We start from the raw sequence: 24,037 nt of genomic DNA, 5'->3' as shown, positions 1-24,037 counted from the left end.
CAACGGCGCGTTCCAATCAGAATTCTGACTTTGCGGCGTCGATTTGCGTGATTACGCCGGAGCGCGTGACCCGGCCGGATCCTGGCACACTGGCCCAGACCGCCACCGCGAGCAGTCCGTCGAGCACCAGGGCAAGCATCGCAACCAGTAGCGCGCCGACCAACACCAGGTCATAGCGGTAGAGCCCGATCCCGTCGAAGATGTAGCGCCCGAGCCCACCGAGGTTGACATAGGCGGCGATGGTCGCGGTGGCGACCACTTGCAGTGTGGCGCTGCGCAATCCGCCGAGGATTACCGGCAGCGCATTGGGCACCTCGACCCGGAACAGGATCTGGCTTTCCGTCATCCCCATCGCCCGCGACGCGTCCACCACATCGGCAGGCACGTTCGCGATCCCCGCATACGCGCCCGCCAGCAGCGGCGGAATGCCGACGGTGATCAGCGCCAGCAGCGGCGGGATCAGCCCGAGCCCGAGCCCGAGCACCAGAAACGTGAGCAGACCCAAGGTCGGCAATGCCCGCATGGCATTGGCGAACCCGACCATCACCGCGCTGCCGCGCCGCGTGTGCCCGATGATCAAGCCGAGCGGCACCGCGATCACCGCCGACAGCGCCACCGTGAGGAAGCTGTACCAAAGGTGTTGCAGCAAACGGTGTTCGATGCCGGTCGGCCCGCCCCAGTTCGCGCCGTCGCTCAGGTAGTTCCAGGCTTCGATGAACAGGTTCACGCGCGCGCACCCTTCGCATCGGCCCGGGTCCACGGCGTCGCGAGGGTGCCGAGCAGGAACACCAGCCGGTCGAAGATCAGCGCCAGCACCAGGGTGACGATGATGCCGGCGATGATCTGATCGGGATAGTCACGCTGATAGCCCTGGGTGAACAGTTTGCCGAGCCCGCCGACCCCGATCAACGCGCCGACCGACACCATCGCGATATTGGTGACCACCACCACCCGCAGGGAAGCGGTGAAAACCGGTAGCGCCAAAGGCATATCGACGGTGACGGTCCGCCGCAACCGGCCGAAGCCGATCGCATCGGCGGCATCGATCACGCTGGCGGGCACCGTATCCAGTGCCGTCGGCACCGCGATCAACAGCAGCGCGGTCGAATACACGGTGAGCGCGATGATCACATTGAGCGGGTCGATCATCGAGATGCCGATCAGCGGCGGGATGATCACGAACAGGGCGAGCGAGGGAATCGTGTAGGCCAGGCTCGATACCGTGGTGGTGATTCTTCTGGCCCACCGGTTTCCGTGCACCAGCGCGCCGATCGGCACCGCGATCACCAAGCCGATCAGCAGCGGGACCAGCGCCAGCACCAGGTGGGTGCGGGTGATCGCCATGATGTCGGCGAAGTTGTCGATCAGGTATCTCACGATGCGCCCTGCGTGAAGAACTCCTGGTTGCGTTCGGCGTCCTCGGTTGCCCGCTGCTCGGCGAGTTGGGTCAGGACGTCGGCAGCCAGCAGTCCGCCGCGCACGGCGCCCGCCTCGTCGACGGCGACGCCGATCCCGGAGGGGGAGGAGATCGCCGCGTCCAGGGCCTGCCGCAGATCGCCTGCTGGCGTGAACAGTGAACCACCGGCGGAAACGCTGGCGTCCAGGGGTTTTCCGGCGCGGACCCCTTCCACGCCGGTCACATCGATCCAGCCGCCCGGCTTCCCGTCGGCATCGACGATCAGCGCCCATTCGCCCTGGGTGAGCCGCAAGCCGACGATGTCATCGGCCTCGATCGTCCGAATCGGCGCCAGCGCAACGGCATCGGCACTGCGGAACGACAGCCCTCGGTAGCCCCGATCCCGGCCGACGAAACCGGCGACGAAATCCGTTGCGGGCTGGGCGAGTACGCGCTCGGGGGTGTCGTACTGCTGCAGCACCCCGCCGCGTCCGAATACCGCGATCTTGTCGCCGAGGGTGATCGCCTCGTCGATATCGTGGGTGACGAACACGATCGTCTTGTTCAGCTCCGCCTGCAATCGCCGCATCTCCGACTGCAATTCCGCCCGCACCACCGGGTCGACCGCGCTGAACGGCTCGTCCATCAACAGCACCGGTGGGTCCGCTGCCAATGCCCGCGCCACCCCCACCCGTTGCTGCTGGCCGCCTGAAAGCTGGGCCGGATACCGTTGCGCCAGATGGCGATCCAGGCCCACACGGTCCATCACCTCGAGCGCGGCGGCGCGGGCGGCTTTGCGTGACTGTCCGAGCAGGACGGGCACGGTCGCCACATTGTCGATCACCTTGCGGTTGGGCAGCAGCCCGCCGCTCTGGATCACATAGCCGATGCCGAGGCGCAATTTCACCGGGTCGACCGTCGCGATATCGCGACCGTCGATGGTGATGGTGCCCGCGGTGGGCTCGACCATCCGGTTGATCATGCGCATCGAGGTGGTCTTGCCGCAGCCGGACGGCCCGACGAACACCGTGAACGAGCCGGATTCGATGCGCAAATTCAGATCGCGCACCGCGTGCGTGCCGTTCGGATACGTCTTATCGATACCGCTGAATACGATGTCGGACAACGAGTTCTCCTCGAGGCGCAATGCCTCAGCCGATGGGGGAGTTCAACCCTTGCGCGGTGATCCAGGCGAGCGCGGCCGCCTTCGGCTCGATCTTGCTGTCGCCGGAAACGGCCGTGTTCAGCGAAATCAGTTCGGTGGTGGTCAATTTGGCCGATACCGCATCGAGCACCGCGACCGCTTTATCGGTCTTCTTCGCGGAATTGAACAGCGGCACCACATTCTGGGCCGCGAAATTGTGCTTCGGATCGGCGAGGACGACCAGGTCGTTCTGCGCGATCGCCTGCGACGTGGTGAAGATATCGGCGGCGTTCACCTGCCCGTCGACCAGGGCGCGCACCGTGGCGGGCCCGCCGCCGTCGGCGATCGGCACGAAATTGGCATCGCTGATATCGAGGCCGTAGTTCTTCTTCAACCCCGGCAGCCCGCCCGGGCGCTGCGCGAATTCGGCCATCGCACCGAATTTCACCTCGGCCGAATGCGGGGCGAGATCGGCGATGGTCTTCAGACTCCACTTGTCGGCCGTGGCGCGGGTGACGACGACGGCGTCGGAATCCTCACCGGGGGCGGGCGTTGCGATGGCGAGGTCTTCGCCGAGTGCCTTGGTGAGCGCGGCGTTCACCTCGGTGGCGGCGGTGGCGGTGGCGTCTTTGTCGAGGTATTGCAGCAGGTTGCCGGTGTATTCCGGGATCAGCGAGATGGCGCACTGGCGCAGGGCCGGAATGTAGGCCTCGCGGCTGCCGATATCGAACTTGGTGTCGACTTTGAAGCCGTTGATCCGCAATGCTTCGGTATAGATGTTGGCGACGGTCTCGGATTCGGGGAAATTGGCCGAGCCGACGATCAGCGCGTCGCTGGTGCAATCTCCCTTGGCGGCAAGCGGATCGCTGTTGCCGCAGGAGGCGAGGATCATGGCGGCGGCCAGTGCCACAGCGGCAGCCAGCACCCGGCCCGCCCGGACCGCGAGGCTGCGTGCCGGTCGACGTTGTCGCGTTGAAGAGGAGGCGAAGGCGGTTTTCACTGGTGTCCTTCCGGCAAAGGCGGGCAGTGCGCTGTGCGTGCGACCCGGGGGCCACAGGTACATTCTGGTAGTTCATACTGCCCGCCGTCGGGCCGAATTGCGCGGGTTGACGGCAAATTCAGAAAGTTGGTGTCGTCGGATGCATTCGGTCGTCGTGCGTCGAACCGCCGCCGCGATCCTGGCTGCCACCTGCGTTTTCGGCACTGTTTCCTGCGCCTCCGAGGACACCCGTCCGGTGGTTGTGGTGGGTGGGGATTCGACGACGGAATCAGTTCTGCTCGCCGAGATCTATTCCCAGGCCCTGGCCCGCACCGGCACACCGACCGCTGTCGTCACCCAATTGGTCAACCCGCTCGGCGACCTCGACTCCGGCCGCATCGCCGTCCTGCCCGCCCGCAACGGTGACCTGCTGACCGACTGGAACCCTGGCTCACCCGCCCGCAAACCCGACGAGGTCACCACCGCCGTCAACGCCTCACTCCCACAGGGCCTTTCGGTCACCGACGCCGCCGACGGCACCGACCTCCGTCCTCCCGCGGCCCTGCCCGACCCCGACTACACCCTGCGCGCCCAGAACATCCTCGCCGTCTACCGCTCCGGCATCTTCGACCGCCGACAGCTGAAAAAACTCAACTACGTCGCAGGCGAACTAACCACCGAAGACCTGACCGCCCTGATCCACCAGATTGAAGCCGGAACCCGCCCCGCCGACGTGGCCCGCACCTGGCTGGACGCCCACGCCCTCTGAGTGCTGGGAGTGATTGCGTGAAAGACGAGATCCGCCGCGTCACCGACTCCGACTACGCGTGGCACGTCGAGCCCGCCGACCCCCACTCCCCGCCGGCCGCCGCCCTCCTCCGCCTCTACCTGGCCGAAATGATCACCCGTTACCACGGCCGCCCCACCGACGACGCGGAAATCGACCGCCACCTAGCCGAAGGCCACCACAGCGACGACCTCACCCCACCCACCGGCCTCCTCCTACTCGCCCACCACCACGGCCACCCCGCCGGCTGCATCGGCCTACGCCACCTCGCCCCCCGAACCCTCGAACTGACCCGCATGTTCGTCCACCCCGACACCCGCGGCAACGGCGGCGCAACCGCCCTGCTCCACGCAGCCGAATCAACCGCCCGCACCCTCGGCGCCCACACAATCCGCCTCAACACCCGCAAAGACCTCACCGAAGCCCGCGCCCTCTACTTGAAACACGGCTACACCGAAACCCCGCCCTACGGCAACGATCCGCTCGCAGACCATTGGTTCGAACGACGTCTCAGCTGAACAACGGGGTCGTGCCTTGGTCGCCGCTGGCCACGGCGGTTCGCTGAGAGCATCCCGGCCAGGAGTCGGATCAACGGATGAAGCTCGTTGTAGCACAGGGCAATTGAACGGCTTCTGTACGAAGCAGTCCTGTTAGCATTAGCTCTCGGTTGTCAGCGGCGGATCGTCGCTTATCAGGGGGAAGTTCGTTGCGCTCGTTGTTGTCTGTGCTCGCTGCTGTGGTGGCCGTGGGAGTGTTGTCCGGTTGTTCCACCGCTGAAAACGCCGCCCCGCCTCGACAAGCGACCGCCCCGACCTCCACGCAACAGGCGCGGGCCACGGGAGACCTGAACCTCACCGAGTACGAGCGCTACCGGCAGTCGGCAAACAACTACGGCAAGTCGGGACTGTTCTTCCAGTCGCCGAGCGGGATGTTCCACTGCGCCATCTTCGATCAGCCGATGACGAACTACGAGATGCCGATCCAGGCGGCTTGTACGGGTCGTGAAGCGGCGACGCCCCAGGGTGAGGATGCCTGCGCCAAGCGCGAGGTCGGGAACTCGCCGATTCCCGCGGCGGGAGTCGGCGCGTCCGGTTCGTTGTTCCTGTGTGTCACCGAGCCCGTGTTCTACGGCAAGCAGGACGCTCTCGTCCTCCCCTACGGCTCCACCGTTATCGGCAACGGCATCTCCTGTACCTCGAGCGAGACAGACATCTCCTGCTCCGACAATTTCAGTGGCGAATACTTCTCGATTTCGAGGGAGTCCACCGAACTCTCCAGTACGCGGGCGACCACGGCTGTCCCCAGCGTGCTGGGCGAACGTCCCGGCACGGCACGGAACACACTCACCGCCGCGGGCTTCCAGGTGAAGATCGTCGGCGGGGAGAACCGCGGTAAGAACGGCGGTCAATGCATGGTCGCAACTCAGCAACCGGCGGCCGGAACCAACGCCCCCGCCAACTCCGTCGTCACCTTGGAGACCGAAGAGATCGGCGCCGCGGCGCCGTGCTGATCTCGCGCCCGGTCATCGTGTCGGTGGGATGCGGATTTCGAGGCCCGTCAGGGTGGCGTTCTCGATGGGGACGTCGGCGTTCGAGGGGATCGAGCACAGCATGTTGATGCCGCCTCGTGCGACGTCGACGGTTGCGGGGGAGAGGTCCTCGCTGTTGTCGCGGCGATCCTGGATGAACTTCGTGATCGTCAGGCGCTGGGTGTCGGCGTCCTGGTCGAGGTAGTCGCCGCAGGGTGTGGCGCCGCCACGGTTGAGTGCGCGTTCTATGTCGCCGCAGCCGGCGGTGGTGATGGCGACGGCCAGTAATGCGATGGCTGTGCGCCGAAATCGATGTGCCCCCACTGTGATTCCCCCGAGCTGTCACGTTCGACTGCCGATTCTACGGCCGTTCAGGTGAGACCCGGTACGTCTCGGGGTCCGCTTCCCGGTCCAGCCCCCTTGTCAGCCCATGTTCCGTTCCGTATATTCCTACTGGAATATTTGGTTCGGAACATTGCGCTGAGTGGAGGTGGTGGGGTGGGGCGGAGTGCGTTGACGCCGTTGGCTATCGCGGTGCTCGCGTTGCTCGATGAGCGGCCTATGCATCCGTATGAGATGTATCAGCTGCTGATCGCTCGGCGGGAGGATCTGCTGGTCAAGGTGCGGCCGGGGTCGCTGTATCACGTGGTGGCGCGGTTGGCTGATGACGAGATGGTGGTTGCGGAGGGGGTCGGGCGGGCGGGGAATCGGCCCGAGCGGACCACGTATCGGATCGCCGAGGCGGGGCGTAGCGCGTTGCGGGGGCGGATCGCGGAGCTGTTGCGCCTGCCGGTGCAGGAGTATCCGATCTTCCGGGTGGCGCTGTCGGAGGCGCACACCCTCCCGCAGGATCAGGTCGTCGCGCTGCTCGAGGAACGCGCGGAACACCTGAACCAGGCCTGCGTCGACATGGACGCGCTGCTCGACTGGACGCGCGGCCGTGCCATGCCGCGCCGCTATTACGTTGTCCTGGAATACATTCGCGCCACCGTCCACGCCGAACTCACCTGGATCACCGACTTCGCCGCCGAACTCGGCAGCGGTGCCGTGCCGTGGGAGCAGTTCGATCCCGACACCGGCGAACGGATCACCGGCGATCACACCCACGAATGGCCGAGCGGGGATCACCCGGACGCCGCGCCTCGGCCGCGCTGGGCCGCCCGAAGCTGAATCCTTCTCCCCGATTGGAACGAATTCGATGACCACCCAACGTAATCCGTGGCTGGCGCTGTTCGCGCTGGTGGTCGGGTTCTTCATGATCCTGCTGGACATGACGATCGTCGCGGTCGCCAACCCGGCCATCATGACCGAGCTGCACACCGACATCTCCAACGTCATCTGGGTGACCAGCGCCTACCTGCTCACCTACGCGGTGCCGCTGCTGGTCACCGGCCGTCTCGGCGACAAGTTCGGGCCGAAGAACATCTATCTGATCGGCCTCGCGGTATTCACCGCAGCCTCGCTGTGGTGCGGCCTGTCGGGCAGCATCGGGATGCTGATCGCCGCCCGCGCCGCGCAGGGCATCGGCGCCGCGCTGATGACCCCGCAGACCATGGCCGTGATCACCCGCACCTTCGCGCCGGACAAGCGCGGCGCCGCGATGGGTCTGTGGGGTGGTGTCGCCGGGCTGGCCACGTTGATCGGCCCGATCATGGGTGGTGTGCTGGTCGACAACCTCGGCTGGGAGTGGATCTTCATCGTCAACGTGCCGGTCGGGGTCATCGCGTTCGGGCTGGCCGTGTGGTTGGTGCCCGCGCTGCCGACGAGCGACCACAAGTTCGACATCGTCGGCGTCGTACTCAGTGGAATCGGCATGCTGGCCCTGGTTGTCGGTATCCAGGAAGGCAATTCGCAGGATTGGTCGTTGCGGATCTGGCTGTTGATCGGCTTCGGCGTGGTGATGCTGATCGTGTTCGTGATCAACCAGGCGCGCAACAAGGGCGAACCGCTGGTGCCGCTGAGCCTGTTCCGCGACCGCAACTTCGCGCTGTCGAACCTGGCGATCGCCGCCATGGGTGCCGCGGTGACGTCGATGATGGTGCCGTCGTACTTCTATCTGCAGGCGGTGCGGGAGATGTCGCCGACCATGTCGGCGCTGGTCTTCGCGCCGATGGCGATCATCACCGGTGTCACCGCGCCGTTCATCGGCAGGGTGTCGGACAAACTACCGCCGCGACTGTTGCCGACCATCGGGTTCGTGCTGTTCGCAGGCTCGGTGGCGTCCTTCGGTGTGCTCATGAGCCCGGACTCGTCGATCATCTGGTTTCTGATCGCCGCCGGCGTCGGTGGACTCGCCAGCTCCTGCATCTGGGCCCCGCTCGCCTCGACCGCCACCCACAACTTGCCGGTCACCCTGGCCGGAGCGGGTGCGGGCATCTACAACACCACCCGCCAGGTCGGCGCGGTCCTCGGCAGTGCCGCGATCAGCGCCCTGATCGCCGCCCGCCTCACCGCCAACGGCCTCGGCGACAGCGGCCCGGTCGGCGAGGGCGCCGCCACCGGCCCCCTCCCGCCCCACATCCTCGACGAATTCAGCACCTCACTGGCCCAGTCGATGATCCTGCCCGCCGCCATCCTGCTGATCGGCGTGGTCGCCTCGGCTTTGTTCGTGGGACACGGGAAGTCGGGCGCGCGCAAGAAGGCCACCGATTCGACCGGTGAATATGTGGGCGGCGTGCCCCGGTAGACCCGGTTCGGACCGGCGTAATCACACACTTCGCGCGTTTTGAATCAGTTTTCTGACTGAACAGGCACGAAGTGTGTGATTACGCCGGTGGTGGCACTCAGCTCACCTGGATGGTGAGGGCGGGGTAGCCCGTCGCGCCATCGGGGATGACGTCCTGGGAGACGGCGGTTTGGGGGCCGGTGGGGTCGAGGGTGCGCGCGCGGAAGGTGTGTTGGCCGGGGGTGGCGTCCCAGTCGTAGGTCCATTGGCGCCAGGTGTCGATGGTGACCTCGGTGGACAGCTGGGCGGGCTGCCAGTCGCCGTCGTCGATCTGGACTTCGACGGCGGTGACGCCGCGATGTTGGGCCCAGGCGACACCGGCGATCACGGTGCGGCCCTGCGGGATTCGACCCCGGCCGCGTGGGGTGTCGATGCGGGTGCCGGTTTTGATCGGGCCGTGGGCGGCCCAGCCGCGGCGGGTCCAGTAGGCGGTGGCTTTGTCGAAGCGGGTGACCTCGAGTTCGGTGACCCACTTGGTGGCGGAGACATAGCCGAAGAGACCGGGGACGACCAGGCGGGCGGGGTAGCCGTGCTGGATCGGGAGGGGCTCGCCGTTCATACCGATGGCGAGCAGGCCGTCGCGTCCGTCGGTGAGGGCCGCGAGGGGACTACCCGCTGTCCAGCCGTCACTGCTGTGAGACAGAACCATGTCGGCATCGGGGAGCGGGCGGGCCTGGGCGAGGAGTTCGTCGAGGCGGTAGCCGAGCCAGCGGGCGTTGCCGATGAGGTCGCCGTTGACCGGGTTGGAGACGCAGGCGAGGGTGACCAGGCGCTCGACCGGGGTGCGGCGCAGGAGGTCGTCCCAGGTGAGCGTGATTTCCTGTTCGACCATGCCGTGGATGCGCAGGGACCAGGTGTCTGTGGATACCTGGGGAACGATCAGCGCGGTATCGATGCGGTAGAAGTCGCTGTTGGGGGTGAGGTACGAGGTCAGCCCGGGTACCCGTAGATCGGCACCCGGCGGAAGCTTCGGCAAAGGTGTTGCGGGCGTGGGCAGTTCGACTGCTGCCCGCTCGGCCGTCACATCACGTCGTGCCCCGCCGAGCAGCCTTCCCGCGAGCCCGGCCCCGATCGCCAACACCCCGGTCGCGGCGATCCCACCGAGCACCCGCCGCCGCCCGGCCTTCGCGACGAGTTCCTCAGCGCCACTGGCATTCGATTCCGGCGCAACATGTTTCGCCGCCGACCGTTCGGATGTTGTGTCGATCCGCCGCGTGAGTCCGCGCAACGCGAGAATCCCCGCCGCGGTCCCGATCAGCGCGGGGAGTGCCCCGGCGAAACCGCCGATCCGACCGGCGCCGATCGCCGCGGCTCCCACACCGAACACCGCGAAAACCACCGACCCGATCGGCCGATTCTTACGTTCCAGCACCCCGGCGATCCCGGCGACAACCACCGCCACCACACCCATGCAGACGAACAACACGGCCTTGTCATGCGTCCCGAAGGTCGAGATCGCCCACTCCCGAAGTCCGTCGGGCGTGTGGTCGACAACGGTCGCACCGAGCGCGTACGCGGGCGCGCTACCGACCCCGGCGAACACCGCGACCAACTCCGCAACACCGAGCACCAGTGCCGCGGCCACGACCCCGGCCACCGCCCGCAAGAACACCATCAACCGAGCCTACGTCGGTGACCAACTCGTGACGGCCGAACCCTCCCGCGAACACCTGCTGAAAACTACACTGTGTAGTAGGAAGTCCACCCTCGGCAGGAGGCAACATGACCGAGACATCACCCGAACAGACACTGCGCGTCACCGCCGCGGTCTTCACCGTCGCCCTCCTGGTGCACGGCGCCGACCACATGCGCCGCGGCATGGACGCGACCTCAGCCCTGGTCAACACCCTCGGCACCCTGCAACTCCTCTTCGCGCTGTTCACCGTGTTGCTGGTGTTCCGCGGCCATCGCGAAGGCGCCCGTGCCGCTGTCTTCATCGGCTTCGCCAGCGCGGCCGGCTTCACGATCGTGCACCTGCTCCCGGACTGGTTCGGCCCACTCAGCGACAGCTTCATCAACGCCCCGCCCAGCGCCGGAGTCACCGGATTCTCCTGGTTCGCAGCACTTTTCGAGATCACGGCCGACATCGCGATCGCCATCGCCGGCCTGCGCGTGCTGCGGTCGAGGCAGGTGAGCGTGGCCTGAGGCGGCATACCTATGGCGGCGCGCCGGTGGTGAAAGCGCTGGTGAGCGGCGGCGGTCGGTAGTCTGCGCGGCATGACAGCACGTTCTCTTCCACGATTCGTGTCTGCAGTCTTGATGGCAGCCGCGATTCCCCTGGTATCGCCCATCCACTCCGCCACCGCCGCGCCGTGCTCCGACGTCGAGGTGGTGTTCGCGCGCGGGACCGCGGAGCCCGGTGGCGCGCTCGGTCTCACCGGTTTGTCGTTCGTCGAAGCGTTGCGCGCGAACGCCGGTGGACGTTCGGTCGGCTCGTACGGGGTCGACTACCCGGCGAGCAGCGACTTCGCCGACCGGCTCGGCTTCGCGCACACCGTCCTGCAGGGGATCGACGATGCGCAGCGGCGGGTCGAGTACGTGGCGACCAACTGCCCCGGCACCCGGATCGTCCTCGGCGGATACTCGCAGGGCGCGGCGGTCGCCGGGTTCGCCACCGACGGTGACGTGCCGGAGGGTGTGCCGCCGGAGTACGAGCGGTATCTGCCAGAGCCGATGGCACCCGAGGTGGCCGAGCACGTGGCGGCGGTCGTGCTGTTCGGCAAACCGTCGGACCGGTTCATGCGTGACGCCGAAGCACCCGCGGTATCGCTGGGCACGGCCTACCGGAACAAGACCATCGACCTGTGCATCCAGGCCGACAACATCTGCGACGGTTCCCCACTGGCCCAACCCAATGCCCTGCACACCCTCTACGGCATCAACGGAATGACCGTCACCGCAGCACAATTCGCTGCACAACGACTCTAGAGAAGCCGAAAGGCCGGTTGCCACAAGAGCAACCGGCCTTTCGAACAGCGAGGATCAGGAGTAGATCTTGTCTACTTCGCCCGCGTACTGCTTCATCACGACGGCGCGCTTGAGCGACATCTTCGGGGTGAGCTCACCGGTCTCCTGGGTCCAATCGACCGGCAGGATGCGGATCTTCTTGATCGCCTCGGCCTTGGAGACTTTGCTGTTGGTCTCGTCGATCGCGGCCTGGATCTCGGCGACGAGCGCCTCGTTCTCGATCAGGGTCTCGATCGCGGTGTCGGCGGCGACGCCGTTGCGATCCTTCCAGCCCGGCAGGGCTTCGGGATCGAGGGTGATCAGGGCGCCGATGAACGGCTGACCGTCACCCACGACCATGACCTGGCTGATCAGCGGGTGCGCGCGCAGGGAGTCCTCGAGGATCGCCGGGGAGACGTTCTTGCCGCCCGCGGTGACCAGGATTTCCTTCTTGCGACCGGTGATGGTGATGAAGCCGTCGGCGTCGATGGCACCGAGGTCGCCGGTCTTGAACCAGCCGTCCTCGAACGACTCGGCGGTGGCCTCGTCGTTGCCCCAGTAGCCGCCGAACACGACCGAGCCCTTGAGCAGCAGCTCACCGTCGTCGGCGATCTTGGCCGCGTGGCCCTGGATCGGGCGACCGACCGAGCCGACCCGGATCTGCGACGGGGTGTTGACGCTGAACGCGGCGGTGGTCTCGGTGAGTCCGTAGCCCTCGTAGATCGTCACGCCCGCACCACGGAAGAAGTGGCCCAGACGCGCGCCCAGCGGGCCACCGCCGGAGACAGCGGCCAGGCACTGGCCACCGAGGGCCGCGCGCAGCTTGCTGTAGACCAGCTTGTCGAACACGAAGTGCTTGACCTTGAGGGCCAGGCTCGGGCCCTCCTTGGTCTCCAGTGCGGTGCTGAAGGCGATCGACACGTCAGCGGCGGCGTCGAAGATCTTGCCCTTGCCCGCGTCGTGCGCCTTCTGCTTGGCGGAGTTGAACACCTTCTCGAACACGCGCGGCACCGAGAGGATGAAGTCCGGCTTGAACTCGCCGAACTGCTCGACCAGCGTGGTCCAGTCCGAGCTGTGGCGGATGGTCACCTTGGAATCGAAGGCGATCAGCGCGACGGCGCGGGCGAACACGTGCGCCAGCGGCAGGAACAGCAGGGTCTTCTGGCCCTCGGCGACGAACGCGCTGAGTTCGATGCCGCCCGAACGCGATTCGGCCCACAGGTTCGCGTGGGTGAGCTGCACGCCCTTGGGCTTGCCGGTGGTGCCCGAGGTGTAGATCAGGGTGGCGGGGGAGGCCGCGCCGACCTGCTTGCGACGCTCGTGCACGACCGAATCGTCGAGCTCGGCACCACGCTCGGTCAGGGTGGCGATCGCGTCCTTGTCGATCTCGAGGGTCTCGGCGAGCGCGGGCAGCGAGCCTGCTTCGATCTCGTCGATCGTGGCGCGGTGCTTGGCGTTCTCGACGACCAGCAGCTTGGTCTCGGAATCCTGCAGGATCCACTTGGCCTGCTCGGCGGCCGAGGAATCGTAGATCGCGACGGTGACGCCGCCGGCGGCCCAGATCGCGAAGTCGAGCAGCGTCCACTCGTATCGGGTGGCCGCCATGATCGCGACGCGGTCGCCCAGCTCGATGCCGGAGGCGATCAGGCCTTTGGCGACGCCGGTGACGGCTTTCTCGAACTGTGCCGCCGTGACGTCATTCCAGCCGCCGCTGCCGTTCGGGACGTTGAACAAGACCGTGTTCGGCGTCTCCTGCGCGAAGCGGAAGACGTTGTCGGAATTGTTCGCATCGTCCGGGATGGTGTAGGAAGCCGGAACTTCGAACTCTCGCATCTGTGCCCTTCCAGTGGGTTCTACTCGCCAGTAATCTACGACACGTTCGGCCGGGTCGCGATATCGCCGCCCGAATTGCCCGTCACCAGGCTTTATCGTAAATCGTTGATCGATACCGGCTGTATTGCTTCTCGCAGGAATTCTGCGAGTTCGCTGAGTGCCAACGCTGCCTCGGTGACCAGCGCGGCTTGCAGTTGCGCGACGTGCCAGAGGCCGCGGGTTTCGGTGAAGCGGACGTGCACTCCGGCTCCACGCAGGGCTGAGACGAGCTTGCAACACTGGTCGTGCAGGAGTTCGCTCACATCGACTTGCACATAGGTAGGTGGCAGGCCGATCAGGTCTCCCGAGAGCGGGGCGTAACCCACTTCGGTTGCGGCGGCGTCGCCGAGGTAGTAGGCGGCGCACGCCTGTGACCACGCCCGGTTGATCACCAGGTCGCGGTCCTTGCTCGGCACTTCGGTGGGGTCGACCCACGGTGCGATGAGGCCCAGTGCGGCGGGCGTCATCTGGTGCCGTTCGATCAGTCGCTGGGTCAGTGCCATCGCCAGGCCGCCGCCCGCCGAGTCACCGGCCAGACAGATCTGATCCGGTCGGTAGCCGACATTGCCGACCAGCTCCAGGAACGCGGCCTCGGCGTCGTCGAGACCGGCCGGGAACGGGTGCTCCGGCGCCAGCCGGTAGTCCAGCGAATAGACCGCGCACGAGGTCTCGAGCGCGAGCCTGGCCACCAGCGACCGGTGCGTGGCCAGCGAACCGACCACATAACCGCCGCCGTGCAGGTACAAGATCGCCCCCGCCGCACGTTCCGGCGGGACCGCCCGGGTACGCGAACCCGGAATGGCGGTTTCGGCGATCACGCGCTCGGCCGGGCGGCCACCCAGCTGCAGGTGCTGCACGACGGAACCGTCGGGCATCAGCTGCAGCCGGGAGGCGACGTCGAGCAGCACGCGCTGCACCGCGACCGGCATCCGTGCGTGCAGACTCACTCGGTAGACCGGGTCGAGCACCGCGCGCACGATCGGCAGCGGAATCTTGAACTCGCGCATGGAGTTTCCTGTGTCAGTTCGGCATGAAGCGGCCGTTGATCACGGCCGAGATGCGGTTGTAGCCGGAGGCGAGGAAGCGCACGCTCACGTCGAGCACCTTGGCCTCCCAGCCGATCAGCACGCGGGCGTGGCCCTTGCGCACACCCTCGGTGATGGTCTGCGCGGCCATCTCGGGGGAGTGAATCGCCAGGTACTTGTCGAACAGAGTGGCGGCCTGGGCGCCGTCCATGCCCTCGGCGTAGGTGGCGTTGCGGGCGACCGCGGTCTTGATGCCGCCGGGGTGCACACAGGTGACCTTGACGGGCGCCTTGGCGACCTTCATCTCCTGGTAGAGCGCCTCGGTGAAGCCGCGAACGGCGAACTTGGCCGAGTTGTAGGCCGCCTGGCCGGGCACGGTGACCAGGCCGAACAGGCTGGAGACGTTGACGACGTGGCCGTCGCCGGACTCGATCAGCATCGGCAGGAACGCCTTGGTGCCGTTGACGACGCCCCAGAAGTCCACATCCATGATGCGTTCGATGTCTTTGAACTCGGTCTTGATCACGTCACCGTGGTAGGCGATGCCCGCGTTGTTGTAGATCTGGTGCACGACGCCGAAGTGCGCCTTCACCTGATCGGCGTAGAGCAGGAACGCCTCGCGCTCGGCCACGTTGAGCCGATCGGACTTGACCTGCGCGCCCAGCTTCTCGCAGGAGGCGACGGTCTGGGCCAGGCCCTCGGCGTCGATGTCGGACAGCGCGAGCTTGGCGCCACGGGCGGCCAGGTTCTCGGCCAGCGCGCGTCCGATGCCGGAACCGGCTCCGGTGATCACGCAGACTTTGTTCGTGAAGTAAGCATCTTTGCTCACTGAGCTACCACTTTCTGATCGTCTGCGCGCGCGGCGGCAGAGGTTGTCACATTGTAGGCGTCGGCGTCGAATTGTCTTGTGAGACTGCGGAACCGGAAGGTGAAATCGGGCCACAGGGTGGTGTTGTTGCCGTGCTTGTCCAGGTACCAGCTCGCGCAACCACCAGTGTTCCAGACGGTCTTGGCGAGCTTGTCCTGCAGTTCGCGGTTGTAGGCCTGCTGGACATCCTTGCGGACCTCCACCGTGCGCAGGCCCTCGGCGTCGATGGTCGCGAGCGCGTCGGCGACGTAGTTGATCTGCGATTCGATCATGTACACCATCGAGGTGTGGCCGAGGCCCACGTTCGGGCCGACCAGGAAGAACATATTCGGGAAGTTCTCGATCGCCGCACCCTTGTACGCCTGCTGGCCCCCCTCGTCGAAGACCTCCGACAGCGAGCGGCCGTCGCGGCCGTACACCGTCTCGTAGACCGGGGAGTCGGTGACGTGGAAGCCGGTCGCCACGATCAGCGCGTCGATTTCGCGCTCGGTGCCGTCCTTGCTCACGATCGAGCCCGGCTTCACCTCGGCGATGCCGTCGGTGATCACGTCGACATTGTCGCGGTCCAGCGCCGGGTAGTACTCGTTGGAGATCAGCATGCGCTTGCAGCCGATCCGGTAGTTCGGGGTGACCTTCTTGCGCAGTTCGGGATCGCGGATCTCGATCTGCAGCTTGGCGCGCGAGAGGCCCTCGAAGGCCTTCATCAGCAAGGGCAGCCTGGTCAGGCCGACGACCTGGGTCTCGCGGATGGCGTAGATGGCCGCGCGGGACAGGCGCTGGAAGCCGGGGATGTGCTTGAACGCCAGGCGCTCGGGCAGCAGGTAGGGGCGGTCCATGCGCGGCAGCAGCCACGGCGCGGTGCGCTGGTAGACGTCGAGCGAGGCGACCTCGCTCGCGATCGAGGGCACGATCTGGATCGAGGAGGCGCCGGTGCCGATCACCGCGACGCGCTTGCCCGCGAGGTCGGCGTCGTGGTTCCAGCGGGCGGAGTGGAAGATCTCGCCCTCGAAGTCGTTGATGCCCTTGATATCCGGCAGCGACGGCTCGCACAGCGCGCCGATGGCCGAGACCACGGTGTCGGCGGTGAACTCGCCCTGGCTGGAACCGATTTCCCACCGGGCGGTGTCGTTGTTCCAGCGGATGCTGGTCACGTCGCAGTCGAAGATGTGGTTGCCGAGCACGTCGTGGCGCGCGGCGACCGACTTGATGTAGCTCTGGATCTCGCCCTGCTTGGAGAACGAGCGCGTCCAGTCCGGGTTCAGCGCGAACGAGTACGAGTACAGGTGCGAAGGCACGTCGCAGGCGGCACCGGGGTAGGTGTTGTCGCGCCAGGTGCCGCCGACATCGCTGCCGCGCTCGAGCACGAGGAAGTCCTCGCGGCCCTGCTGACGCAGGCGGATGGCCATGCCGAGGCCGGCGAACCCGCTACCGACGATGATCGTCTTCGCGTGGCGGGCGTCTGCTCGGGGTTCGACAACTTTGTCTGTAACCTTGCGACTCATGTAAAGCAGAATACGGTCTTATTGAGACGGAGTCAACAGCTATTGAATCATATTCAGTAGTGGTTAGGATGGCCGTTGTGAGCACCAGGAATGCGGGAGAGACCAAGCGTGTGCGCCTCAGTCCCGAGGAGCGCAGGCTGCAGCTGATCACCCTCGGCGCCGAGATGCTGGTCGACCGGCCGCTGGAGGGGATCTCGGTCGACGACATCGCCAAGTTGGCGGGTATCTCGCGCGGGCTGCTGTTCCACTACTTCGCCTCCAAGCAGGAATTCCACGAGGCGATCGCCCGGCACGTGAGCACCGAGTTCTTCACCGCGGTGATGCCCAATCGCGAACTGGGGCTGTTCGACATGCTGCGCGACTCGATCGAGCGCTACGTCGACTACGTCACCGAGCACTCCGCGCCCTACCGCTCGGTGCTGCGCGGGCCGGCCAGTGTCACCCCCGACATGGCCGGTTACGTCGACCAAACCCGTGGTGCCATCGCCGATCTCATCATCAGCGAACTGCCGCTGCCGCCCGAGGGCGCCGAACTCGCCCGGCTCGCCATGGCCATTCGTGGCTGGATCGCGTTCGTCGAGGAGACCATCCTGATCTGGATCATCGAGAAGCCGATCAGTCGCGAGGCATTGGTCGACCTGCTGGTGGAGTCGTTGCCCGCACTGACGTTGAGCCCGGCGCTCATCGCCGCGCTGCAGGGCTGAGGGCTGTTCTTACAGCAGGGTTACCTGGATGTTCGGTGCGGCGATCCCGGCGGCCTTGGCGAGGCGGGCATCGAAGGTCACCACTGGGGCATCGTGAACGGCGGCGACTACCAAATATGCCGCGTCATAGGCAGAGACGTTGTTGCGCATAGCCCAGACCGCGTGGAGCAGACCTGCGCTCATGTCGATGTAGTCGATCTGCATCGCCGACAACGCACCGAACGCGGCATCCGCGTCGGCACTGTCCAGGCGTTTGCCGAGTACGGCCTTGCGCAGTGTCCGCAGTACCTCGAGCGGCATATGCGCGGGCGCGATCCAGTTGTCGTCGGCGAGCATGGCGGATCGGGCGGAGTCGCCTTGAGATGTCGGGTTGGCAAGTGCCATCACCATGACATTGGCGTCAATGACGATCACTCGTCGCCTTCCCTGCCGCCACGGATCTCGTCAACTACCTCGTCGGCGCTCATTGTCAGATGTCGACGCCCGATCGTGCCCTCGAGGAGCGTTCGGTTTCGCTCGGCGCGGAACTCGCGATCCAGCAGCGCGCGAAGGTAGGCCTGTGTCGACTGGCCGCGTGCGGCCGCGCGTGCGGAGATCGCGTCTCGGACCGCCTCGGGTACGTCTTTGATCTGAATAGCTACACCCATGAATCCATAGTACATGCGCATGGCATGCGCATGTCGCTATTTCGTGTGCTGGGTGGCGCTCTTGGGTTGCGCGCGCAGGTGAGCGCGCTCGCCCTGTTTGCCGAAAAGGCTGATGAACTCGACGGATTGCTCGTCGGCGGCACCGAACCAGTGCGGGATATGGGTGTCGAATTCGGCGGCCTCGCCGGGGCTGATGACGAGGTCGTTGTCGCCGAGGATCAGGCGTAGGCGACCGTTGAGGACATAGAGCCACTCGTAGCCCTCGTGTACCTGCGGCGTCTGGGGTCGATCGCGGGCGCCAGGGGCGATGATCATCTTGAAAGCCTGGATGCCGCCCGCCCGTTTGGTGAGCGGAATCATCGTCATGCCGTGGCGGGTGATCGGGCGCATGTGGATACGCGGATCGCCGGTGGGCGGGGCGTCGACGAGCTCGTCGAGGGTCACGCCGTGCGCCTTGGCGAGGGGGAGCAGAAGTTCGAGGGTGGGTTTGCGGTCGCCGGATTCCAAGCGCGACAGGGTGCTCACCGAGATGCCGGTTTCCTGCGAGAGGTCGGCGAGGGTGGTCTGGCGCTGTTTGCGCAGGGTGCGCAGGCGGGGGCCGACCGAGTCGAGGGTTTGATCGAGGTCGTCCATGGGGCCCAGTTTGCCATATCGGCAAAGAAGGTTGCCAGTATTTGATGCTGGGGAGCACTGTGGAATCTCGAAGGAGGTCGAGATGACGCAACTGAACGATTCGTATGACGTGGTGGTGCTCGGTGGCGGCGCCGCCGGGCTGAACGCAGCGCTGATGCTGGCGCGTTCGCGGCGCTCGGTGCTGGTGATCGACGCGGGTTCACCGCGTAACGCACCTGCTCAGGGGGTGCACGGACTACTGGGGCGCGAGGGGATGTCGCCGTTGGAGCTGCTCGAGCTGGGGCGTGCCGAGGTGCGCGGGTACGGCGGGGAGGTGGTGTCCGGCGAGGTGGTGTCGGTCGATCTCGTCGCTGAATCTGTATCGGGCGCACGAGCGTTCGGCAGCGATGGTTCGAGGCAGTCGGCGGTCGACAGTGCGGACGTCGAGAATCGTGACCTCCAGGGCGACGGTGCGGGTAGCGCACTCGATGACGGCGGGGCGAATTTCGCGGACTTCCGGGTGACGCTGACCGATGGGCGAACCGTGCGCGCCCGGCGCATCCTGATCGCGACCGGCCTCGCCGATGTGCTTCCCGAGATCCCCGGCTTGCGGGAGCGTTGGGGCAACGAGGTGCTGCACTGCCCGTACTGCCACGGCTGGGAAGTGCGCGATCAGCGGATCGCGGTGCTGGCGAGCGGGCCGATGTCGGTGCACCAGGCGCTGCTGTTCACCCAGCTCAGCGATGACATCGTGTTCCTGACCCATACGTCGGACGCGTTGAACGCCGAAGACGCGGAAAAGCTTGCGGCACGGGGTGTTCGGATCGTCGAGGGTGAGGTCGTCGAGGTACTCGCCGACGACCATCTGACCGGAATCCGCCTGGCCGACGGCACCGTCCTCGACCGCGATGCCGTGGTGGTGGCCCCGCGCATGAACACCCGCGCCACCTTCCTGACAAGCCTCGGCCTCACCCCCGAACCCCACCCCGCGGGCATCGGCGACCACATCCCCGCGGACCCAGTCGGCCGCACCTCGGTCCCCGGCATCTGGATCGCGGGCAACGCCACCGATCCCACCGCCCAGGTCGGCGCCGCCGCGGCAGCCGGTGCGATGGCCGGCGCGCAGATCAACGCGGAGCTGGTGATGGCCGACACCGCCACCGCGGTCGCGGAACGCGCGGCCGGAATCCGCGTCTGAAGCGGCCCGCCGACGCGAAAAGCGTGGTCTGACAGGACGATTGCCCCGTCGCAGGACGCGGCGGGGCAATTCGGCCGGGTTGCTCAGTTGTCGGTGGCCGGGCACACCGTGCTGCTGAACGGGCACGGCTTGAACAGTTCCTCGATGAACATCGCCAGGGTGGCGCTCCCGCTGGTCGCATCGGCGCTACCGCTGTCCGCGACCGGTGCGGTTACGGTCGGCGCGGCCATGGCGGTGGCGGGCGCCAAAGCTCCCAGCGCCACGACCGTCATCCCGGCCATGACAATTTTTCCGATCGACACGCTGTCTCCCAAGTTCGAAAAGTGTTGCCACAGAGCGGGCCACAGGAATCATTCCTTCTGAACCGACCGACCGGTAGCCCTGAAAACGTGGGCATCCACTCGGCTCGGTGTGAGTGTGCGAGCGCGGTGGCCGGGGATCAGTCTTGATCTGCTGCTGGTTCGTCGTCGGTCAGGAAGGGGTTGTGGCCGCGTTGGCGGTAGCCGTTGACGTCATCTATGGCCGCCGTCAGCAGTGCCTGCGCCTTCTCCGGGGAGAGTTGGCCGATGGTGACGTGCAGGGCGAGGCCGTCGAGTAGTGCGAGGAGAGATTCGGCGGCAGCGGTGGGGTCGGGGTGGTCGGTGATCATGGTGGCGATGTGGTCGCGGAAGCCCACACCGTTGGTAGCGAGGGTTTCGGCGATGTGGGGGCGGACCGAGGCGAAGGCCAGGTAGCCGATCAGGACGCGGGCGTCGGCGGCCGATTCGGGCCCGGTGGGCAGGAGCGCGGTGAGGATCTGGTGCAGGTCGGGGTCCGGGCCCGCGGCGGTGATGCGGGCGGCGATCCGTTCGGCGATGGTGGTGGTCGCGAACTCCATCATCGCCTCCTTGCTGGGGAAATAGTGCTGCACCTGACCCGCGGAAACCCCTGCCTCGGCGGCGACATGACGCAGGCTGATCGACTCCAGGCCGTCGCGGGCGAGCAGCCGCATCACCGCGTCGCTGATCGTCGCGCGTCGGGAACTGTGATCCACCTGCTTCGGCATTGGCTCATCTTTTCACAATGCACTTGTATTGCCATGCTTCCCATCTTTACAATGCGAGTGTATTGAAAAGGAGGGTCCGATGCGCCCGATCACCCGACTCGCACGAGGTTTCGTCCGCCTCGAAATCGACATGTGGGTGAGCCTCGCGCGCGCCTTCGCCCGGCGACCCGACATCGCGGGCGGCACCCCGATCCGCTACGCGGGCGCGGAATCGGCATTCCTCTGGGCGTTCCTGGTGATCAGCGCCGTGGAGATCCCCGCTGTCCACCTGCTCATCCCGTGGCCGCCGGTCCAGCTCGTCGCCCTGATCCTCGGCGCCTGGGGACTGTTGTGGATGGCAGGCATGCTGGCCGCGCACCACATGTATCCCCACCTGCTCACCGACGAACACCTGCGCGTCCGCTACCTACGTCGACTCACCCTCGACCTCCCACTGGCCGACATCCGCGCCGTCCGCAATGACCTCCGCGCCTACGACGGCCCAAAAACCTTGCAGCTCACCGGCCCCAACGGCACAACCCTGGCCGTCATCCTCGGCAACTCGACCAACATCCGCATCGACCTGACCGAGCCGCGAACCTTCCACACCCCACACGGCGACTTCACAGCGAGCACCATCGCGTTCTGGGCCGACGACCCGCAGACCACCGTCGCATCAATCCGCGTGGCGATGGTCGCCGACCGAACCGCCTGACTTCTGCGTCGAACTCGGAGGGAGCCCGGCATTTTCGTACAATTCGCGGCGTTCCAGTCAGAAAACTGACTGAACGGAGACGAATTGTACGAAAATGCCGGATATTCACGGCCGGTCAGGAAGCGGCGCGTCCGCCGGGAACCTGCGGACGACCTCGATCTCGCCGACCAGGTTCCGATTGAACGCGTCGAGATCCTCTGCGGGGATCCAGTATTCGAGGATGTCGCGGCCACCGGCCTGCTGCACGTCGTAGTTGTCGAGGTAGTCGGTGCGGACTTCGAATCGGGTGACGTAGCCGGCGCCGGACGCGGGCACGTTCCAATCGCGAGCGATCAGCACCGCGTAGGCCTCGTTGAGAACCGGGTAGAAGATCGGCTGGTCCGGCAGCCGCGGCGGCCATGCACGCCACCCGGATTCAGCCACCAGCGCCAGCTCGCTGGGACCGGTCGGACGCCAGAGCGTGGTGGTGCGTGCGGTTGTCATCGTTACTCCTTCGCGAGAACCGCACCGTATCCGAGCGGGCGCGTGGCAGGCCATCGGTTATTCGGCGGGCGACGACAGCCGCAGATCTCGACGAGCACAGTAGTTTCCGGACCGTCGGCGAAGGCGCCGAGGCGATTGTGGCGATGCCTTGCGCCGCTGGGTCGATCCCGCTGATCCGGGAGCCGCACCGCCGCACGCTGTGCCAGCATTGCGGGGTAGTGCCCGTTCGCGAAAGGAGCACCATCCGATGACGTCCAGCGATTCATCGATACCCCGATTCCACCTGGCTGTGCCCGTTGACGACCTGACCGCCGCGCGGCACTTCTACGGCGAGGTGCTCGGGCTGGAGCAGGGCCGCAGCTCCGACAGGTGGGTGGACTGGAATCTGCACGGCCACCAGTTCGTCACGCATCTAGCGCCGGGTCCTGTTGCGCGAGCGCACAATCCGGTGGACGGGCACGACGTGCCGGTGCCGCACTTCGGACTCATCCTCCCCGTCGCGCAGTTCCACGCCCTGGCGGACAAGCTGCGTGCGGCGAACACGGAGTTCGTGATCGAGCCCTACGTGCGTTTCGAAGGTCAAGCCGGCGAGCAGTGGACGATGTTTTTGCTCGACCCGGCGGGTAATGCCCTCGAGTTCAAGGCTTTCGCCGACGAGTCGCAGATCTTCGCCGTGTAGGTCAGCGGTGGCCGCCGCCGTGGTCGCCGTGGCCGCAGGCGTCGGTGCGGCGGCCGTCGGGGGCGGCTGCCTGGCCCGCGCCGTGGCCTTCGAGGGCGGCGAAGGGGCCGCATTCGTGCGGGGCGATCCACACGTGCACCATCGGATTGCCCGCGCCGGGGTTGATCGAGTTGGGCGGGCAGTTGCCCTGTTCGTCGGTGACCCCGGCGACCTGCGGGCCGTTGTCGCCCGCCTTCCAGCACAGGTTGTCGTGGACGTGCCACTGCATCAGCGACCCGCCGAAGTCGGTGAGGGCCGGGTCGTCGATCTTCTTGCCGTTGGCGATGTACATGGCCGAGACGAGCGTGCGGTTCGTGCCGTCGACCCGGTAGACCAGCGACTCGGGGTGGGTGGCGTCGAGGAAGTTGTTGTCGCGGATGAAGCCGGTGTTGATGTAGTGCTCGTAACCGGTCGCCGCGTCGCCGATCGAGCGGAAGCCGAGCGCGCCAACGGTATTCACATCGGCGAAGGCGGGCAGGCCGTCGAGGGTGCTGCGGACCAGGTTGGTTGCGCGGGTCTGCTGCTCGGCGGTCACGCCGGAGACACCTGACAGGTCGATCGGCTTGGTCGGGTCCCAGGGGCGAGGCCAGTTCGAATCGGAGCCGTGGTCGTCGCCCGCACCGTGTGCGTGGTCGTCGCCCGCGGCGTGCGCGTGATCGCCGGTGTCGCCGTGACTGTGGACGTGTCCGACACCGTTGAGCATCGCAGCCAGCGCGAGCACACCCACCGCGGCGGCCGCGATCCCGGAGCGCAGCGGCGGCAAGGTGGCGTCAGGTCGGAGCAGGCCGATTCCTGCGGCGAGAGCAGCCAGCGCACCCAAAGCGGCGCACACGGTGTCGGCCACCTGCGGTGACTCCGCGGTCAATCCGGCGATCCACCCCACATCGGCGAACCGAGTGAACGCCCACATTGCCACCGCGAAACCGTTCACTGCGAGCATCGAGCTCACCACGATCTTGCGCTCGCTGAGGAGCACCGCCAGTCCGGTCGCGCACTGGATCGCCGCGAGTACCACCATCAACCGCGCCAACGTCGCGTGCTCGGTGTGCATCCCGGCCGCCATGAAATGCACGGCCCCGGCTCCGACCGAGGCGATCCCGCCCAACAGCAGGTATCCATTACGTCCACTCGCCATACCAAGCTCCTGCGTTTTGGAGCGCCGGC

The 24,037-nt window shown here is 66.5% G+C and carries 28 protein-coding genes; 11 read left to right on the top strand and 17 right to left on the bottom strand.

Features of this window, described 5'->3' with window-relative positions:
* Positions 1-16 precede the first annotated feature (16 nt).
* Genes ACFWUP_RS06170 through ACFWUP_RS06155 form a run of 4 tightly spaced genes read right to left on the bottom strand, consistent with a single transcriptional unit; the run spans position 17 to position 3,432 of the window.
* Positions 17-727, bottom strand: a complete 711-nt coding sequence (locus ACFWUP_RS06170) for an ABC transporter permease (protein WP_379231304.1) — start codon at positions 725-727, stop codon at positions 17-19.
* Positions 724-1,377 (bottom strand): ABC transporter permease, encoded by a 654-nt coding sequence (locus ACFWUP_RS06165; RefSeq protein WP_379231302.1) that lies wholly within the window; start codon positions 1,375-1,377, stop codon positions 724-726. The genes ACFWUP_RS06170 and ACFWUP_RS06165 overlap by 4 nt, the downstream gene beginning before the upstream one ends.
* Entirely contained in the window at positions 1,374-2,522 is a 1,149-nt protein-coding gene (locus tag ACFWUP_RS06160; protein WP_379231300.1) for an ABC transporter ATP-binding protein, read from the bottom strand. Before ACFWUP_RS06160 ends, ACFWUP_RS06165 begins: the two co-directional genes overlap by 4 nt.
* 25 nt (positions 2,523-2,547) lie before the next feature.
* On the bottom strand, positions 2,548-3,432 hold the full coding sequence (locus tag ACFWUP_RS06155) for an ABC transporter substrate-binding protein (RefSeq protein WP_379231740.1): 885 nt from the start codon (positions 3,430-3,432) through the stop codon (positions 2,548-2,550).
* A gap of 247 nt (positions 3,433-3,679) precedes the next feature.
* Here ACFWUP_RS06155 and ACFWUP_RS06150 point away from each other — a divergent pair, with 247 nt between their 5' ends.
* The 3 genes from ACFWUP_RS06150 to ACFWUP_RS06140 all read left to right on the top strand — a co-directional run bounded on the left by ACFWUP_RS06150 (position 3,680) and on the right by ACFWUP_RS06140 (position 5,816).
* Entirely contained in the window at positions 3,680-4,288 is a 609-nt protein-coding gene (locus tag ACFWUP_RS06150) for a hypothetical protein (protein WP_379231298.1), read from the top strand.
* A gap of 17 nt (positions 4,289-4,305) precedes the next feature.
* Positions 4,306-4,824, top strand: coding sequence for a GNAT family N-acetyltransferase (locus tag ACFWUP_RS06145; RefSeq protein ID WP_379231296.1), 519 nt, complete (start codon positions 4,306-4,308; stop codon positions 4,822-4,824).
* Between the two features lie 227 nt (positions 4,825-5,051).
* Positions 5,052-5,816 (top strand): PASTA domain-containing protein, encoded by a 765-nt coding sequence (locus ACFWUP_RS06140; protein ID WP_379231294.1) that lies wholly within the window; start codon positions 5,052-5,054, stop codon positions 5,814-5,816.
* Between the two features lie 12 nt (positions 5,817-5,828).
* Here the strand turns inward: ACFWUP_RS06140 and ACFWUP_RS06135 are convergent, their stop codons facing one another.
* Complete coding sequence (locus ACFWUP_RS06135; RefSeq protein WP_379231293.1) at positions 5,829-6,158, bottom strand: hypothetical protein; 330 nt, start codon at positions 6,156-6,158, stop codon at positions 5,829-5,831.
* A 174-nt stretch (positions 6,159-6,332) separates the two neighbouring features.
* Between ACFWUP_RS06135 and ACFWUP_RS06130 the strand changes: the two genes are divergently transcribed.
* Positions 6,333-7,004: a PadR family transcriptional regulator gene (locus ACFWUP_RS06130; protein ID WP_379231291.1), complete on the top strand. Its 672-nt coding sequence runs from the start codon at positions 6,333-6,335 to the stop codon at positions 7,002-7,004.
* Positions 7,005-7,032: 28 nt separating this feature from the next.
* Positions 7,033-8,520, top strand: a complete 1,488-nt coding sequence (locus tag ACFWUP_RS06125; protein ID WP_379231289.1) for a DHA2 family efflux MFS transporter permease subunit — start codon at positions 7,033-7,035, stop codon at positions 8,518-8,520.
* A 97-nt stretch (positions 8,521-8,617) separates the two neighbouring features.
* On the opposite strand, the gene ACFWUP_RS06120 is transcribed toward ACFWUP_RS06125, so the two are convergent.
* Positions 8,618-10,174 carry a molybdopterin-dependent oxidoreductase gene (locus tag ACFWUP_RS06120; protein WP_379231288.1) on the bottom strand — a complete coding sequence of 519 codons (1,557 nt, stop codon included), beginning with the start codon at positions 10,172-10,174 and terminating at the stop codon, positions 8,618-8,620.
* A 107-nt stretch (positions 10,175-10,281) separates the two neighbouring features.
* Here ACFWUP_RS06120 and ACFWUP_RS06115 point away from each other — a divergent pair, with 107 nt between their 5' ends.
* Together ACFWUP_RS06115 and ACFWUP_RS06110 are read left to right on the top strand one after the other, a co-directional pair.
* Positions 10,282-10,704 carry a hypothetical protein gene (locus ACFWUP_RS06115; protein WP_379231286.1) on the top strand — a complete coding sequence of 141 codons (423 nt, stop codon included), beginning with the start codon at positions 10,282-10,284 and terminating at the stop codon, positions 10,702-10,704.
* 72 nt (positions 10,705-10,776) lie between these two features.
* Entirely contained in the window at positions 10,777-11,487 is a 711-nt protein-coding gene (locus ACFWUP_RS06110) for a cutinase family protein (RefSeq protein ID WP_379231284.1), read from the top strand.
* A gap of 54 nt (positions 11,488-11,541) precedes the next feature.
* Here the strand turns inward: ACFWUP_RS06110 and ACFWUP_RS06105 are convergent, their stop codons facing one another.
* The 4 genes from ACFWUP_RS06105 to ACFWUP_RS06090 form a co-directional block, all read right to left on the bottom strand.
* Complete coding sequence (locus ACFWUP_RS06105) at positions 11,542-13,338, bottom strand: AMP-dependent synthetase/ligase (protein ID WP_379231282.1); 1,797 nt, start codon at positions 13,336-13,338, stop codon at positions 11,542-11,544.
* Between the two features lie 92 nt (positions 13,339-13,430).
* The gene (locus ACFWUP_RS06100) at positions 13,431-14,384 is read right to left on the bottom strand and encodes an alpha/beta hydrolase (protein ID WP_379231280.1); all 954 of its coding nucleotides are present in this window, start codon (positions 14,382-14,384) and stop codon (positions 13,431-13,433) included.
* A 13-nt stretch (positions 14,385-14,397) separates the two neighbouring features.
* Positions 14,398-15,231, bottom strand: coding sequence for an SDR family NAD(P)-dependent oxidoreductase (locus ACFWUP_RS06095; RefSeq protein ID WP_379231278.1), 834 nt, complete (start codon positions 15,229-15,231; stop codon positions 14,398-14,400).
* A complete protein-coding gene (locus tag ACFWUP_RS06090) occupies positions 15,228-16,772 on the bottom strand; it encodes a flavin-containing monooxygenase (protein ID WP_379231276.1) in 1,545 nt (514 codons plus the stop codon). Before ACFWUP_RS06090 ends, ACFWUP_RS06095 begins: the two co-directional genes overlap by 4 nt.
* A 68-nt stretch (positions 16,773-16,840) precedes the next feature.
* Here ACFWUP_RS06090 and ACFWUP_RS06085 point away from each other — a divergent pair, with 68 nt between their 5' ends.
* A complete protein-coding gene (locus ACFWUP_RS06085; RefSeq protein ID WP_379231274.1) occupies positions 16,841-17,476 on the top strand; it encodes a TetR/AcrR family transcriptional regulator in 636 nt (211 codons plus the stop codon).
* Positions 17,477-17,485: 9 nt separating this feature from the next.
* Here the strand turns inward: ACFWUP_RS06085 and ACFWUP_RS06080 are convergent, their stop codons facing one another.
* The 3 genes from ACFWUP_RS06080 to ACFWUP_RS06070 are packed head-to-tail and all read right to left on the bottom strand — an operon-like array spanning position 17,486 to position 18,756.
* Positions 17,486-17,890 carry a type II toxin-antitoxin system VapC family toxin gene (locus ACFWUP_RS06080; protein WP_379231272.1) on the bottom strand — a complete coding sequence of 135 codons (405 nt, stop codon included), beginning with the start codon at positions 17,888-17,890 and terminating at the stop codon, positions 17,486-17,488.
* Complete coding sequence (locus tag ACFWUP_RS06075) at positions 17,887-18,123, bottom strand: hypothetical protein (RefSeq protein ID WP_379231270.1); 237 nt, start codon at positions 18,121-18,123, stop codon at positions 17,887-17,889. Before ACFWUP_RS06075 ends, ACFWUP_RS06080 begins: the two co-directional genes overlap by 4 nt.
* Positions 18,124-18,159: 36 nt before the next feature.
* Complete coding sequence (locus ACFWUP_RS06070) at positions 18,160-18,756, bottom strand: helix-turn-helix domain-containing protein (protein ID WP_379231268.1); 597 nt, start codon at positions 18,754-18,756, stop codon at positions 18,160-18,162.
* Positions 18,757-18,838: 82 nt separating this feature from the next.
* On the opposite strand from ACFWUP_RS06070, the gene ACFWUP_RS06065 reads away from it, so the two are divergent.
* The gene (locus ACFWUP_RS06065) at positions 18,839-19,933 is read left to right on the top strand and encodes an NAD(P)/FAD-dependent oxidoreductase (RefSeq protein ID WP_379231266.1); all 1,095 of its coding nucleotides are present in this window, start codon (positions 18,839-18,841) and stop codon (positions 19,931-19,933) included.
* Positions 19,934-20,016: 83 nt separating this feature from the next.
* Here ACFWUP_RS06065 and ACFWUP_RS06060 read toward each other — a convergent pair whose 3' ends face one another.
* Both ACFWUP_RS06060 and ACFWUP_RS06055 read right to left on the bottom strand, forming a co-directional pair.
* Positions 20,017-20,235, bottom strand: coding sequence for a hypothetical protein (locus ACFWUP_RS06060; RefSeq protein WP_379231264.1), 219 nt, complete (start codon positions 20,233-20,235; stop codon positions 20,017-20,019).
* 137 nt (positions 20,236-20,372) lie between these two features.
* Complete coding sequence (locus ACFWUP_RS06055; RefSeq protein WP_379231262.1) at positions 20,373-20,978, bottom strand: TetR/AcrR family transcriptional regulator; 606 nt, start codon at positions 20,976-20,978, stop codon at positions 20,373-20,375.
* Positions 20,979-21,057: 79 nt separating this feature from the next.
* On the opposite strand from ACFWUP_RS06055, the gene ACFWUP_RS06050 reads away from it, so the two are divergent.
* Positions 21,058-21,672: a hypothetical protein gene (locus ACFWUP_RS06050; protein WP_379231260.1), complete on the top strand. Its 615-nt coding sequence runs from the start codon at positions 21,058-21,060 to the stop codon at positions 21,670-21,672.
* Positions 21,673-21,777: 105 nt separating this feature from the next.
* Here ACFWUP_RS06050 and ACFWUP_RS06045 read toward each other — a convergent pair whose 3' ends face one another.
* Positions 21,778-22,155 carry an ADP-ribosylation/crystallin J1 gene (locus ACFWUP_RS06045; RefSeq protein WP_379231258.1) on the bottom strand — a complete coding sequence of 126 codons (378 nt, stop codon included), beginning with the start codon at positions 22,153-22,155 and terminating at the stop codon, positions 21,778-21,780.
* 247 nt (positions 22,156-22,402) lie between these two features.
* Between ACFWUP_RS06045 and ACFWUP_RS06040 the strand changes: the two genes are divergently transcribed.
* Positions 22,403-22,834, top strand: coding sequence for a VOC family protein (locus tag ACFWUP_RS06040; RefSeq protein ID WP_379231257.1), 432 nt, complete (start codon positions 22,403-22,405; stop codon positions 22,832-22,834).
* A 1-nt stretch (position 22,835) separates the two neighbouring features.
* Here the strand turns inward: ACFWUP_RS06040 and ACFWUP_RS06035 are convergent, their stop codons facing one another.
* A complete protein-coding gene (locus ACFWUP_RS06035) occupies positions 22,836-24,008 on the bottom strand; it encodes a hypothetical protein (RefSeq protein WP_379231255.1) in 1,173 nt (390 codons plus the stop codon).
* Between the last annotated feature and the right edge of the window lie 29 nt (positions 24,009-24,037).

The sequence above is a fragment of the Nocardia sp. NPDC058658 genome, from assembly GCF_042716665.1.
GTDB lineage: Bacteria > Actinomycetota > Actinomycetes > Mycobacteriales > Mycobacteriaceae > Nocardia.
The sequence above is the reverse complement of the archived record's forward strand: the minus strand, read 5'-3'. Positions and strand labels throughout refer to the sequence as shown.